14 protein-coding genes are annotated in these 12,782 nt (G+C 74.0%); 8 read left to right on the plus strand and 6 right to left on the minus strand.

The window, feature by feature from the left end; genetic code table 11:
* Positions 1 to 246: 246 nt before the first annotated feature.
* Positions 247 to 1,011 carry a TSUP family transporter gene (locus HCN51_RS23670; protein WP_346433763.1) on the plus strand — a complete coding sequence of 255 codons (765 nt, stop codon included), beginning with the start codon at positions 247 to 249 and terminating at the stop codon, positions 1,009 to 1,011.
* Here the strand turns inward: HCN51_RS23670 and HCN51_RS23675 are convergent.
* Both HCN51_RS23675 and HCN51_RS23680 read right to left on the minus strand, forming a co-directional pair.
* Positions 1,001 to 2,173, minus strand: a complete 1,173-nt coding sequence (locus tag HCN51_RS23675) for an MFS transporter (protein WP_168011638.1) — start codon at positions 2,171 to 2,173, stop codon at positions 1,001 to 1,003. The two genes, HCN51_RS23670 and HCN51_RS23675, sit on opposite strands and share 11 nt — an antisense overlap.
* Positions 2,174 to 2,274: 101 nt before the next feature.
* Positions 2,275 to 3,027, minus strand: a complete 753-nt coding sequence (locus tag HCN51_RS23680; protein ID WP_240973162.1) for a DeoR/GlpR family DNA-binding transcription regulator — start codon at positions 3,025 to 3,027, stop codon at positions 2,275 to 2,277.
* Positions 3,028 to 3,070: 43 nt separating this feature from the next.
* Between HCN51_RS23680 and HCN51_RS23685 the strand changes: the two genes are divergently transcribed.
* The 4 genes from HCN51_RS23685 (at position 3,071) to HCN51_RS23700 (ending at position 5,709) form a co-directional block, all read left to right on the plus strand.
* A complete protein-coding gene (locus HCN51_RS23685; RefSeq protein WP_168011639.1) occupies positions 3,071 to 4,039 on the plus strand; it encodes a helix-turn-helix transcriptional regulator in 969 nt (322 codons plus the stop codon).
* A gap of 108 nt (positions 4,040 to 4,147) precedes the next feature.
* On the plus strand, positions 4,148 to 4,762 hold the full coding sequence (locus tag HCN51_RS23690) for a LysE family translocator (RefSeq protein WP_168011640.1): 615 nt from the start codon (positions 4,148 to 4,150) through the stop codon (positions 4,760 to 4,762).
* Positions 4,759 to 5,493, plus strand: a complete 735-nt coding sequence (locus tag HCN51_RS23695; protein ID WP_168011641.1) for an alpha/beta fold hydrolase — start codon at positions 4,759 to 4,761, stop codon at positions 5,491 to 5,493. The genes HCN51_RS23690 and HCN51_RS23695 overlap by 4 nt, the downstream gene beginning before the upstream one ends.
* 3 nt (positions 5,494 to 5,496) lie before the next feature.
* On the plus strand, positions 5,497 to 5,709 hold the full coding sequence (locus HCN51_RS23700; RefSeq protein WP_080040151.1) for a hypothetical protein: 213 nt from the start codon (positions 5,497 to 5,499) through the stop codon (positions 5,707 to 5,709).
* A gap of 100 nt (positions 5,710 to 5,809) precedes the next feature.
* Here HCN51_RS23700 and HCN51_RS23705 read toward each other — a convergent pair whose 3' ends face one another.
* From HCN51_RS23705 to HCN51_RS23715, 3 genes are all read right to left on the minus strand, one after another.
* Positions 5,810 to 6,769: a hypothetical protein gene (locus HCN51_RS23705; protein ID WP_168011642.1), complete on the minus strand. Its 960-nt coding sequence runs from the start codon at positions 6,767 to 6,769 to the stop codon at positions 5,810 to 5,812.
* A 14-nt stretch (positions 6,770 to 6,783) separates the two neighbouring features.
* Positions 6,784 to 7,935, minus strand: a complete 1,152-nt coding sequence (locus HCN51_RS23710; protein ID WP_168011643.1) for an ROK family transcriptional regulator — start codon at positions 7,933 to 7,935, stop codon at positions 6,784 to 6,786.
* A 71-nt stretch (positions 7,936 to 8,006) separates the two neighbouring features.
* Positions 8,007 to 9,197, minus strand: a complete 1,191-nt coding sequence (locus HCN51_RS23715) for an aminotransferase class I/II-fold pyridoxal phosphate-dependent enzyme (protein WP_168011644.1) — start codon at positions 9,195 to 9,197, stop codon at positions 8,007 to 8,009.
* A 279-nt stretch (positions 9,198 to 9,476) separates the two neighbouring features.
* Here HCN51_RS23715 and HCN51_RS23720 point away from each other — a divergent pair, with 279 nt between their 5' ends.
* The 3 genes from HCN51_RS23720 (at position 9,477) to HCN51_RS23730 (ending at position 11,966) form a co-directional block, all read left to right on the plus strand.
* Positions 9,477 to 9,725, plus strand: a complete 249-nt coding sequence (locus tag HCN51_RS23720; RefSeq protein ID WP_168011645.1) for an acyl carrier protein — start codon at positions 9,477 to 9,479, stop codon at positions 9,723 to 9,725.
* A gap of 14 nt (positions 9,726 to 9,739) precedes the next feature.
* Positions 9,740 to 10,885 (plus strand): hypothetical protein, encoded by a 1,146-nt coding sequence (locus tag HCN51_RS23725; protein WP_206067578.1) that lies wholly within the window; start codon positions 9,740 to 9,742, stop codon positions 10,883 to 10,885.
* 73 nt (positions 10,886 to 10,958) lie between these two features.
* Positions 10,959 to 11,966: an NAD-dependent epimerase/dehydratase family protein gene (locus tag HCN51_RS23730; RefSeq protein WP_168011646.1), complete on the plus strand. Its 1,008-nt coding sequence runs from the start codon at positions 10,959 to 10,961 to the stop codon at positions 11,964 to 11,966.
* Here HCN51_RS23730 and HCN51_RS23735 read toward each other — a convergent pair.
* The gene (locus HCN51_RS23735; RefSeq protein ID WP_168011647.1) at positions 11,917 to 12,759 is read right to left on the minus strand and encodes a phosphatase PAP2 family protein; all 843 of its coding nucleotides are present in this window, start codon (positions 12,757 to 12,759) and stop codon (positions 11,917 to 11,919) included. The genes HCN51_RS23730 and HCN51_RS23735 overlap by 50 nt on opposite strands.
* Between the last annotated feature and the right edge of the window lie 23 nt (positions 12,760 to 12,782).

Raw genomic sequence — 12,782 nt, forward strand, 5'->3', positions numbered from 1 at the left:
AGGCTGCGGCCGGGATGTGGCCGGCGTGCGGCGGGTGTGGCCGGCTACGGATGGGGTGTGGCCGGCTGCGGACGGGGTGCGGCCGACGCGCGGGTGGAGGTGCGGGGGCCTGTGACCGGCGAGGCTGAGGTGAGGGCGGGGCGTGGTGGGGTGTGGCGCTCGGCGGGGTGGGGGGGGGCGGGGTGACTAAGGCCCGACTTATACACTCATGACGGTTTTTATCGGGGGAAGTCGGGGGAGTGGCGCGTGCCGCTGGATCAGATCCTGGTGTTGCTGGTCGCGGCGGCCGGAGCGGGCTGGGTGGATGCCGTCGTGGGCGGCGGCGGGCTGCTGCAACTGCCCGCCCTTCTCATCACCGGCATGCCGACGGTCGAGGCGATGGCCACGAACAAGTTCTCGTCGGTGTTCGGCACGACCTCCGCCGCCGTCGCGTACGCCCGCTCCACCAAGGTGGACCGGCAGGTGGCGCTCCCGGGGGCGGCGCTGGCCGTGCTCTGCGCCGGGCTGGGCGCGTGGGCGGCGGCGTCGATCTCGGCCGAGGTGCTGCGGCCCGCCGTCATGGTGGTGCTGCTGGCCGTGGCCGCGTTCGTGACGCTGCGGCCGTCGATGGGCGCCGTGCCCGTGCCGCACCTGCGGACCAGACCCCGCGTGCTCGCGGCGGTGCTGGCGGCGGGCGTGGTGATCGCCTTCTACGACGGCATCATGGGGCCGGGCACCGGGACGTTCCTCATCATCGCCTTCACCACCATCCTCGGGCTCGACTTCGTCTCCGCCTCCGCGTCCGCGAAGATCATCAACATCGGGACGAACGTGGGCGCGCTGCTCGTGTTCGGCGTGCAGGGGCACGTGAACTGGGCGCTCGGGCTCGGCATGGCGGTGTGCAACGTGGCCGGCGCCCAGCTCGGCGCGCGCATGGCGCTGCGGCGGGGCGCCGCGTTCGTCCGCGTCGTGCTGCTGTGCGTGGTGGTGGCGATGGTGATCAGGCTCGGCTGGCAGCACTTCATCGGCTGACATCATCCGTACGCGGCGCCTGCCCTGCCGGTGCCTGGCCCGCCGGTTCCTTCGTTCGTACGCGGAGCGCCGTGGCGGTCAGGGCGACGAAGGCGGCCAGCAGGGCCGGGATGGCCAGTGCGCGGGGCAGGCCCGTCAGCTCGGCCAGCGCCCCGATGAACACCGGCCCCGACAGCATCCCCAGGTAGCCGATCGAGGCGACCCGGGCCAGCGCCCGGCCGGCGAAGGCCGGGTCGCGGTGGCCGGCGGCGGAGAACACCTGCGGCACGATGCACGACAGCCCCGCCCCGAAGCAGCCGAACCCGATCACCCCGGCCACCTGGTGCCCGCCCAGCAGGGCCAGCCCAAGGCCGGCCGCGGCGAGCAGGCCGCAGCACCGTACCAGGGTGACGGGGCCGAAGCGGGCCGCGAGGCGGTCGCCGGCCAGGCGTCCCGCCGTCATCATGATCGAGAAGGCGGCGTAGCCGGCGGCGGCGATGCCGGGCGTGGCCAGCAGGTCCTCCCGGAGGTAGACCGAGCTCCAGTCGGCCGCCGCCCCTTCGCCCACCAGGCAGCAGAACGCGAGCACCCCCAGGAAGACGATCCCCCGGGGCCGGCCGGCCCGTTCCCGCGTGGCGGGCTGGGCGGCGGGGGCGGAGCGGAGCGCCCAGCGCGCCGCCCAGGCGGCCAGCACCGCGATCACCGCGCCGACCGTCCAGAACGTGACCGCCGCCGACAGCTCCCGATGCGCGAACAGCCCGCCCGCCGTGGCGCCCGCGAACCCGCCCACGCTGTAGACGGCGTGGAACGACGACATGATCGGCCGCCCGTGGCCGCGTTCCACCTCGACGGCGTTGGCGTTCATGGACACGTCGAGTATCCCGTGCACGATCCCGAACACCAGTAATGTCCCCGACAGCGTGACCAGGTCGGGCGCGTACGCGGGCGGCACCAGCACCACGCCCTGCGCCAGGGCGGCGGGCACGACGGCGCGGCTGCTGCCGTACCGGTCGACCAGGCGGCCGACCACCGTCATGCCGATGACCGCCCCGGCCGCCACGGCGAGCAGCGCGATGCTGAGCCGGCCGTCGCTCAGGGCCAGCCGCTCCTTGATGGCGGGGATGCGCGCCGTCCACGTGCCGATGGCCGTGCCTGACAGGAAGAACAGCAGGTAGACGGCCATCCGCTCGCGTCCCAGCCGGGATCCGGGACCTTCGTGCGGACCTGGACGCTCGCGTCCCGGCCGGGCTGGGAAACCCTCGCGCGGACCTCGACGCCCGCGTCTCACGCGGCCTCCTTGACCGTCACCCCGGCCGCCGCCAGCGCGTCGCGTTCCTCCGGCGGGATGCCGGGATCGGTCACCACGACGTCCAGCCGCCCGATCGGGCACACCGCGCCGAACGCCGTCCGCGCGAACTTGCCCGAGTCGCACACCACGATCACCCGCCGCGCCGCGGCGATGGCCGCCTGCTTGACCGCGACCTCGGGCAGGTCGTGCGCGGTCAGGCCGTGCTCGGCGGACAGGCCGCAGCAGCCGATGACCGCCGTGTCGAAGCGCAGGGCCTTGATGGAGCTCTCGGTGAGCGGGCCCATGACGTTCAGCTCGCCCTTGCGTACCTCGCCGCCGGGCAGCACCAGGCGCACGCGCGGCGCGGCGGCCAGCAGCATCACCGGTTGCAGCGCCAGCGGCAGCACGGTGACCCGCCGGTCGGTCAGCGCGCGGGCCACCTCCAGCGCGGTGGTGCCGCCGTCCAGCACGACCGCCTCGCCGTCGGCGATCAACGCGGCGGCCTCCTCGCCGATGCGCCGCTTGGCCTCCACCGCCTCCCGCTCGCGCACCCCGAACGGCGGCTCCTCGCCGCGCAGCAGCAGCGACAGCGCGCCGCCCCTGACGCGCCGCACCACGCCCTGCTGGGCCAGCTCGTCCAGGTCACGTCTGATCGTCATCTCGGACACGCCGTGCTCGGCGGCCAGCTCGGCCACGGACACGCTGTCGTGGGTACGCAAGGTGTTCATGATGGCTCGCACACGTTCCATGTGTTCATACAAACACGACTCATGTGCGCAATACAATGGGGAGATGCGCGCCAGCCGCCTGCTCTCCCTGCTCCTGCTCCTCCAGACCCGCGGCCGCATGACGGCGCCCGAGCTGGCGGCCGAGCTGGAGGTGTCGGTACGCACGGTGTACCGCGACGTGGAGGCGCTGTCGGCGGCCGGCGTCCCCGTCTACGCCGATCGCGGCCCCGCCGGCGGCTACCGGCTCCTCGACGGCTACCGCACCCGGCTCAACGGGCTCACCGCCGAAGAGGCGTCCTCGCTGTTCCTGGCCGGGCTGCCGGGGCCGGCCGCCGAGCTGGGGCTGGGCGAGGTGGCGGCCAACGCGGAGCTGAAGCTGCTGGCCGCGCTGCCGCCCGAGCCGCGCTCGCACGCCTCGCGCATGCGCGAGCGGTTCCTGCTGGACGTGCCGAGCTGGTACCGCTCCGGCGACGACGCCCCCTACCTGAGCGAGGTGGCCGAGGCGGTGTGGGACCAGCGGCCCCTGCACATGACCTACCGGCGCTGGGGCCAGGAGGAGGTGGACCGCGTCATCCACCCGCTCGGGCTGGTGCTCAAGGGCGGCTCCTGGTATCTGGTCGCGGCGCCGCCGGACGGGTCGCCGCGCACGTACCGGGTGGGGCGGATCCTGACATTGGAGACGTTGCCCGGACGGTTCGCGCGGCCGGAGGGGTTCGACCTGGGCGCGTTCTGGCACCAGTACGCCAAGGAGTTCCGCGAGCGCATGTACACCGCCGAGGCCGTGATCAGGCTCGCACCAGGGCGGGGCGACCTGCTGGCCTACACCATGGGCACCGACATCGTCGCCGCCGCGCTGGCCGCCGCCGAGCCCGACCCCGAGGGCTGGGTCACGCTGACCGTGCCCGTCGAGTCGATCCAGCACGCGCGCTGGCTGCTGCTGCGCATGGGCGCCGACGTGGAGGTGCTGGAGCCGCCGGAGCTCCGCGCGATGATGGCCGAAGCGGTCGCCGAGCTGGCGAAACTCTACGGCTGAGCCGGCCGGGCTCTACGGCTGAGCGGGCCGGACTCCACGGCTGAGCGCCCGCGCAGGGCGTGGGGAAAACCAGGCGAGATCCCGCCGCCGATCTGACACCATCCCCGCATGTATCTTCTCGCTTTCATCGGGGCATGTGCCCTGGTCGCGATGGTGCCAGGGGCCAGCACCGCGATCATCATGAGCCAGACCCTGCGCGCCGGCCGGGGCTCCGGGCTGGCCGCCACGCTCGGCAACGAGACCGGCATCCTGCTGTGGGGGCTGGCCGCCGCGTTCGGCCTGTCGGCCCTGCTGGTCGCCTCGCAGGTGGCCTACGACATCATGCGCGTGACGGGCGCGGTGCTGCTCGTCGTGATGGGCGCGCAAGCGCTGTGGCAGGCCCGCAAGGGCGCCCCGCCCGCGCCCGAGGGGCAGGTCGTGCCCGGCTGGCGGGCGCCGTACCTGGCGGGCGTCGGCACGTGCCTGGCCAACCCGAAGGCGGCGGTGTTCGCGATGTCGTTCCTGCCGCAGTTCGTGCCCCCCGGGCAGAACGTGCCGCTGACGCTCGTCACGCTCGCCGTCGTGTGGGTGCTGGTCGACCTGCTCTGGTACGGGCTGCTCATCTGGGCAGTGGACCGGGCCAAGGCGTGGCTGGGCAGGCCGGCGGTCAAGCGGCGGCTGGAGCAGATCTCCGGCCTCGTGCTGGTCGGGCTCGGCGTGCGGATGGTGGTGGAGTCACGATGACGATCTGGCACAGCGAGCGGGGCACGGGGGAGCCGGTGGTGCTGCTGCACTCGACGGCGGCCGACTCCGGCATGTGGGACGCCCAGGAGGAGGCGCTGGCGGCGCGATTCCGGGTGATCAAGGTGGATTTCCGCGGGTACGGGCACACGCCGTACAAGGCGGACGGGCCGTACAGCGACGCCGACGACGTGATCGAGGTGCTGACCGCCCTGGACATACGCCGTGCGCGCCTGGTCGGGGCGTCGGCCGGGGCCTGGGTGGCGCTGCAGCTGGCCACCGCCGGGCTGGCCGAGCGGCTGGTGCTGCTCAACCCCCCTTCCGACCTGGAGCCGACCTCCGACCTGCGGGACTACTGGAAAGAGGAGAACCGCCTGCTGGAGGCGGGCGACGTGCAAGGGGCCACCGAGCTGAACGCGCGCCTGCTGCTCGGGCCCGAGGCGTCGCAGGAGAACCGGCGGCGGATGGAGGCGATGCAGCGGCACGCGTTCGAGGTGCAGCTCGCCGCCGATCCAGAGCCCGAGCAGACCGAGCGGGAGGTGTCGCTGCCCGGCGTCGACGTGCCGGCGCTGGTCGTGGCAGGCGGCCATGACCTGCCGTTCTTCCAGGAGAGCGCCCGCCACGTGGCCGCCGCGCTGCCGCAGGGGCGGCTGCTGGAGCTGCCCTGGGCCGGGCATCTGCCGGCGCTCGAACGTCCTGAGGAGATCAGCGCCTTGCTGCTGGATTACCTTTAAGTCATGACGAACGACCTGGCGACCCTCATGAGGCAGGCGCAGGACGACGATCCGCTGCTGGCACTGCACGCCACCACCGCGCTGCGCCGTGAGATCGAGCGCCTGGAGGCGGTCCAGGTGCGGCGGGCCCGGGTGGCGGGGCTGGCCTGGGCGCAGATCGCCGACGCCATCGGCGTGAGCAAGCAGGCCGTGCACAAGAAGTACGGCCGCCGCTAGCCGCCTCCGCACGGCTGTGCGTGCTCCTGCACCGCCTGCCCTGCACCGCTCGCCCTGCACCGCCCGCCTCCGCGTCGCTGCGGGCCCCGCGCCACCCGCCTCACCCGGCGGGGACGCGGAGCACCCGCAGCTCGTGCGCGCCGTCGGCGCGGGTCAGCTCGTAGTACAGCCACCACCGCCCCTCCAGCAGCAGCGCGTCCAGGTACCGCACCGAGCCGCCGCCCTGGGGGGAGGTCACCCAGGGCCGCTCGGCCGACAGCCGCCGCCACCCGAACAGGTCGCCGGAGACCGCGACGCCGCAACGCTCCTCGTAGTTCTCCTCGTGGGAGGCCGAGCCGTCGTAGAAGCCCACGTACCCGCCGGGCACGGGCACCACGCTGTTGAGCCGCGCCTGGTAGCGGTCCCAGCCCTGGCCGACGCCGAGGGCCTGGCCGTGCCAGGCGAACTCCGTCCCGCCGTCGAGGCTGGTGGCCAGGCCGGTGGGGTGCGTGGTGGCGCCGACGTTGTAGATGTCGGCGCTGGCGTGCGCCTCGCCGCCCAGGCCGGGCCGCGCCTCCGCATAACTGGCGAACAGGTACGTCACCGGCCCGGCCCGCAGCACGTACGGGTCCTTGACCCCCTCCGTGCCGGTCGAGGCCGCCGTCAGCACCGGCCGCGCCGTGGCCACGTCGAACTCCGACGGGTGGGCCGCCGGGCGCAGCGCGTCGATCCGCCAGCGGTTGTCGGCCGGGTCCACGTACGACAGGTAGAGCAGGAACCCGCCCCCGTCGGCGCGCGTCAGGCAGAACCGCTCCATGGACGGCGTGCGCAGCTCGTCCTTGTGCACCGACCACACGTCGGTGAAGCTCACGCCGTCGTCGCTGACCGCGACCGCGCAGTGCCAGCCGCGCTCGGCCGCGGCGCCACGCGGGCGGCGCCGCCGGTAGGTCAGCCAGAACCGCTCGCCGTCGTGCAGCACGCCGGGGCAGCCCGCCCAGTAGCCCGCCTCGTCCTTCTCCGGCGCGCGCACCACCGTGCCCGCCAGCGGGTCGAACGCGGGAAGCGGGGCGTGTCCGATCATCGTGTCCTTGCCTTTCAAGCGTCGTAGAAGAGCCGGTCGAGGGCGACGGCGGCGCTGCCCACGACGCCGGCGTCGGGGCCGAGCGTGGCCCGCCGCACCTGCACCGCGTCGCGCAGCACGGGGAACGCCCTGGCCTGCAACGCGTCCCTGACCAGGTCGAACACCGGCTCGGGAGCGGTGCGGAAGGCGCCGCCGAGCAGGATCAGCGCGGGGTTGAGCAGGTTGACCGCGCTGGCCAGGCCGGTGGCGAGCCGGTCCACCAGCTCCTCCAGCACGGCGGCGGCCCGCCCGTCACCGCCGTGGGCGGCCTCGGCCAGGTCGGTGAGGGGATCCTGGCTGTCGCGGCCGAGCAGGGCGCGGGCCCGCTCCGCCAGGTACGGCTCGGCGGCGACGGTCTCCAGGCAGCCGCTCGCGCCGCACGCGCACGGCCGGCCCCGCTCGACCACCCTCAGGTGCCCCAGCTCCGTGACCCCGTGGGCCCCGGACCGGAACGGCTGCCCGCCGATCACCAGCCCGGCCCCGACCCCGGTGCGGACGTAGACGTACAGGAGGGGGTCGGCCCCGCCCGTGTCGCCGTAGCGGGCCTCGGCCAGCGCCATCGCCCGTACGTTGTGATCGACCACCGCCGGCACCCCGAGCGCCCGCTCCAGCGGATCGGCGAACGCGACGTCCCGCCAGCCGAGGTTGACCGACAGCACGTTGCGGCGCTGTCCGGCATCCACTGGGCCGGGCGCGGCGACGCCGATGCCCAGCAGCCGGTCGCCGGCCAGCGCGGCGGCGGCCTCGGCGATCCGCCGCACCACCCGCTCGGGCGGCTCGCCCGCCAGGTCGAACGCGAACGAGCACACCTCCAGGGGGCGGGCCTTGAGATCGCACCGCCCGAGCCGCACCGTGCCCGCCCCGACCTGCACCCCGATGACGTGGCGGGCGTCGGTGCGCAGCCGCACCTCCGTGGAGGGCCGCCCGACCCGGGTGCCCGCGCCGTCCGTGGCCCCCTCGGCGACCAGCCCTTCGCCGAGGAGCTGGCCCACCACCTTGGTCATGGTGGTGGGGGACAGGGCCAGCCGTCTGGCCAGGTCGGCGCGCGGCTGCGGCCCGTGGTCGCGCAGGGCGCGCAGCACGAGGCGCCTGTGGAGCCTGCGGACGTCCTGCACCGGTGTCGGCATGCCCGCCTCCTTAATAACTAACGGGTAGAAAATAATTAGATTGGGAAGCTCCCGTCAAGGGGAGCTGGAGCTCAGGGACGCGGCAGCAGCCCGAGATCCCCGGCGACCGTGGCCACCGCGGCGAGGATGCGGTCCACCTGGCCGCCCGTGTGCGCCGCCGTGACGCTCAACCGGATCAACGCCTCACCTTCGGGAACGGCCGGCGGCAGCATGACGTTCGAAAGAACGCCCTCCTCCAGCAGCCGTGTCCAGAAGCGGCAGCACGTCAGGCGATCGCCCACCCGCAGCGACACCGTCGGCGTGCCGCCCGGAGTGATCGCGAACCCGAGCGCCACCAGCCCCGACCGCAACCGCTCCGCCGCCGCCATGACCGCCCGGCGGCGCTCCGGCTCCGTGCGGATGATGTCGAGGGCGGCCAGCGCCGCGGCCGTGCACGCCGGCGGCAGCGAGGCCGAGAACAACGCCGACCGCGCGCTGTGCCGCAGGTAGTGGACGACGTGCTCGGGCCCGGCGACCGCGCCGCCGAGCGTACCGAAGCACTTGGAGAACGTGATCGTCTGCACGTCGACGGCCGACTGCAGACCGTGGTGCTCGGCCGCCCCGCGCCCGCCGGCGCCCAGCAGCCCCGCGTCGTGCGCGCTGTCGAGCACCACCCGCGCCCCGTGCCGCGCCGCCAGCTTGGCGATGCCGGGCAGGTCGCACAGGTCGCCGCCCACCGAGAACATGCCCTCCGTCAGCACGATCGCGCCCACCTCGGGGCCCGCGGCCTCCAGCATCGCGGCGAGCTGCGTCATGTCGTTGTGCCGGTAACGCCGCAGCCTGGCCTGGCCGAGACGGGCCGCGTCGATGAGCGAGGCGTGGATGCGCCGGTCGGCGAACAACACGTCACGCGGCCCGAACAACGCGCTCAACGCGAGATTGGCCTGATAGCCGGTGGAGACCACCATCGCCGCCTCGTGCCCGAGGAATGCGGCCAGCTCCCCCTCCAGGGTCTCGTGCAGGGCCAGCGTGCCGTTGAGCACCCGCGACCCCGAGTTGCCCGAGCCCAGCCGCCGCAACGCCCCCGCGCCCGCCTCCTTCAGCCGGGGATCGTCCGACAGCGCCAGGTAGTCGTTGGAGCCGGCCATCAGCACCCGGCGGCCGCCCACCACCACCTCGCCGCCGCCGGGGCGCTCCTCCACCGGCAGGTAGTAGGGGTAGAGGCCGGTCGCGGCCAGGGCCTTGGCCTCGGGGAGCCGGCACTTGCCGAAAGGGTCCGTCACGACGCGGGGCTCGCTTTCCGGGTCCGTCCGGAGCATCGGGGGCGGAGGGGCGGCGACGAAGGGTGGATCATCAGGGGTCTCCAGGTTCCGTCGGTCACGATCGGTGGAGCAGTGCGCACAGCAGTGCGCACAGAGGCCGGCTCGAGGCGGGATGCCGAGCCGCATCAGGCGATGGTAGCTTACAGTGGTTGATCGTGATACTAGAGTAATCATCGCTGGCGTGAACGCACGCCGGCCCGCCACCGGCCCGCCCACGACAGCCGACCCGAGGACGCACCCATGACAGAGGACGAGATCTTCCACCAGCTCCGCGCCCTGTGCGCCGAGATCCTCGCCGTGGATCCGTCGGTCATCACCCCCGACACCGACCTGCGCGACGAGCTGGAGGCCGACAGCCTCGACATGGTCGAGCTGGCCGTCGCCAGCGGCGACCGCTTCGACCTGCGCGTCGACTTCGACCTCGCCACCCACGTGCGCACCCTCGCCGACGTCACCACCCTGGTCCGCGCCGGGGTCCGGGCCGGCTGAGGAGGGCCGCCCACATGCCGGTCCCGCCCTCGCCGCCCGGTCCCGCCGAGCCCGTCCGAGGGCGGCGCGGGCTCGCCGAGTTCATCGAGCTGCCCTACCGGCTGCACGGCGGCGACCCGCACTTCGTGCCGCCGCTGCGCGACGACAGCCGGCGCCTGCTCGACCGGCGGCACAACCCGTTCTTCCGCTACGGCGAGGCCGCGCTGTTCACCGTACGACGCGGCAAGCGGGTCGCCGGGCGGATCGCCGCCGTGCACAACCCCCGCCACAACGCCGCCCACGCCGCCCGCGACGGGTTCTTCGGCCAGTTCGCCTGCGCCGACGACCCCGCCGTGGCGCGCGAGCTGCTCGACGCCGCCGCCCGATGGCTGCGCGGGCGCGGGCTGACGACCATGCTCGGGCCGGTCAACTTCACCACCAACGACGAGTGCGGGGTGCTCGTCGACGGGTTCGACGCGCCGCCCAGCGTGATGATGCCGTACAACCCCGCCTACTATCCGGCGCTGCTGGAGTCCTGCGGCATGACCAAGGCGAAGGACCTGTGGGCGTGGGACACCGCGGGGCAGGTCCCGCCCGAGCGGCTGCTGCGCATCGCCCGGCGGGCCGAGCACCGGCACCGGCTCACCGTGCGGCCCCTCGACCCGGCGCGCTTCGACGCCGACCTCGACCGCGTCAAGCTCGTCTTCGACCGCGCCTGGCACGGCAACTGGGGCTTCACCCCCATGACCGACGCCGAGTTCGCCGCCGCCAAACACCGGCTGCGCAAGGTCATGGACCCCGGGCTCGTCCAGCTCGCCGAGGTCGACGGCGAGCCGGTCGCGGTCGCCCTCGTGCTGCCCGACTTCAACCAGGCCGTCGCCGCCGCCCGCGGCCGCCTCACCCGCTTCGGCCTGCCGATCGGGCAGGTCCGGCTGTCCATGGCGGCCCGCCGCATCGACCGCGTCCGGGGCGTGCTGTTCGGAGTCGTCCCCGACCTGCGCCGACACGGCGTCGAGGCCGCGCTCCTCGCCCGCGCCCACGAGGCCATCGTCTCGGGCGGGTACCGCGGAGGGATGGAGCTCGGCTGGACCCTGGAGGACAACCAGGCCATCAACCGCTACCTGACCGTGCTCGGCTGCACTCGCGCCAAGGCCTACCGGATCTATGGGCGGGAGCTGTGACAGGCTCACCGCCGCCGTCCTGTACGGGCGGATGCCCGCCGCCAGTCCTGCCCCTTGACGGGATGGGCGAGCGGTGACGGCCCCGCACTACCTGGTCACCGGGGCCACCGGGTTCGTCGGGGGGCGGCTGACCCGCATGATCCTGGAGCGGGGCGGCACCGTCACGGCGCTGGCCCGCCCCTCACCCCGCGCCAGGCTGCTGCGCGAGCTGGGCGTGCGCGTGGTGCCCGGCGACCTGACCACCGGCAGAGGCATCGCGGAGGCGCTGCAGGGCGCGGACCGGGTGATCCACCTGGCGGCCACGCTGCGCGCCCGCACCCCCGCCGCGTACTGGTCGGTCAACCGCGACGGCGTCGCCCGGCTGGTGCGCGCGATGGCCACCCAGCGCCGCCCGGCGCGCCTCGTGCTCTGCTCCTCCCTCGCCGCCGGCCCCGCCATCTCCCTGTACGGGGCCAGCAAGCGGGCCGGCGAGCAGGTCGCCCGGGAACACGCGGCCCAGGTGCCCACGGTCATCCTGCGGCCCGGCATCGTGTACGGGCCCGGCGAGGAGGCGCTGCTGCCCGCCCTCCTGCCGATGATCAGGCTCGGCGTGGTCCTCAAGGCCGGCTACGGCCCTCGCCGCTACGGCATGATCTACGTGGACGACCTGTGCACCGCCCTCCTGTCCGCCACCGACCACGGCCCCGTCCTGCCCGCTGCGGACACGCCCGCCACCGACCACGGCCCCGTCCTGCCCGCTGCGGACACCCCTGCCGGATACGGCCCCGGCCTGTACCCGATCAGCGACGGTAACGCCTACGACTGGGCCGACATCTGCCGTGCCCTGGCCCGGGCGGCCGGTTGCCGGGAGCCGCGGGTGGTGCCGGTGCCGATGCCCGCCGTGCACGCGGTGGCCGTGCTGGCCGAGCTGGCCGCGCGCGGCGCCATGCCGGCGCTGAACCGGGACAAGGTGCGCGAGATGCGCCGCCCCGACTGGACGTGCACGCCGGACGACGCCGTACGCGAGCTGGGCTTCGCACCCGCCACTCCGCTCATCCGGGGCTTCGAGGCCGCGCTGGCCGCACTGCGTCGCGCCCGCTGACGGCCCGTTCGACGACGGCGGGCACGATCAGCGCCACCGCCAGCCCGGCGACGACGTCGGTGAGGTAGTGGTACCAGTCGTACACGACGGCGACCGTCAGCCCCGCCGTCAGCGTCCACAGCACCAGGCGGACCATCCTGGGGACGTGCCGGCGGAGGACGAGCACGGTGACCCAGGCGCCTGCCACGTGCGTGGAGGGGAAGCACGCGCCGGGCGGGTCGAGAGCGGCCATGATCTCGCTCTGCACGGCGGTGATCACGTATCCGGACGGGCCGTGCGCGGAGTGCAGCTCGGGCAGCCCCGCCGCCGGGCCGATCAGCGGGAGCGCGATGAACCCCAGGTAGCAGGGCAGGAACGCGGCCACCATGGCGAGCACGTAACGCTCCACCAGCGGTGCCCGGCCCTGGGCGTACAGGATGGCCGGGATGAGGAAGCAGCCGTAGAAGGAGAAGTAGCAGAAGGTCAGCACCTCGGTCATCAGCGGGGAGCCGAGCGCGGACGTGACGGCGGTGTTGGGGGCGAACCCGAGCAGCGCCTTCTCCCAGGCGTGCAGGTCGGCGTCGAGGTAACGCCCGTGCAGGATGCGGGCGGTGCGGGCGGCGGCGCCGTACAGGAGGGGGAGCATGAGCATCGGCGCGCATGTCCGGACGAACCGCACCGCCCGGACACCGGTGGGAAGGCGCTGCTCGGCCGACGCCAGCGCGAGTATGAGCAGGGCCGCGAGCGCGTATCCGGCGAGTAGTTCGGGCCAGTCCTCCAGGCGATTCCGGAAGCCGGTCACGACGAGCGCCATGAGGGCGAAATAGCCCAACAAAA

It is taken from the genome of Nonomuraea composti (assembly GCF_012034275.1).
GTDB lineage: Bacteria > Actinomycetota > Actinomycetes > Streptosporangiales > Streptosporangiaceae > Nonomuraea > Nonomuraea composti.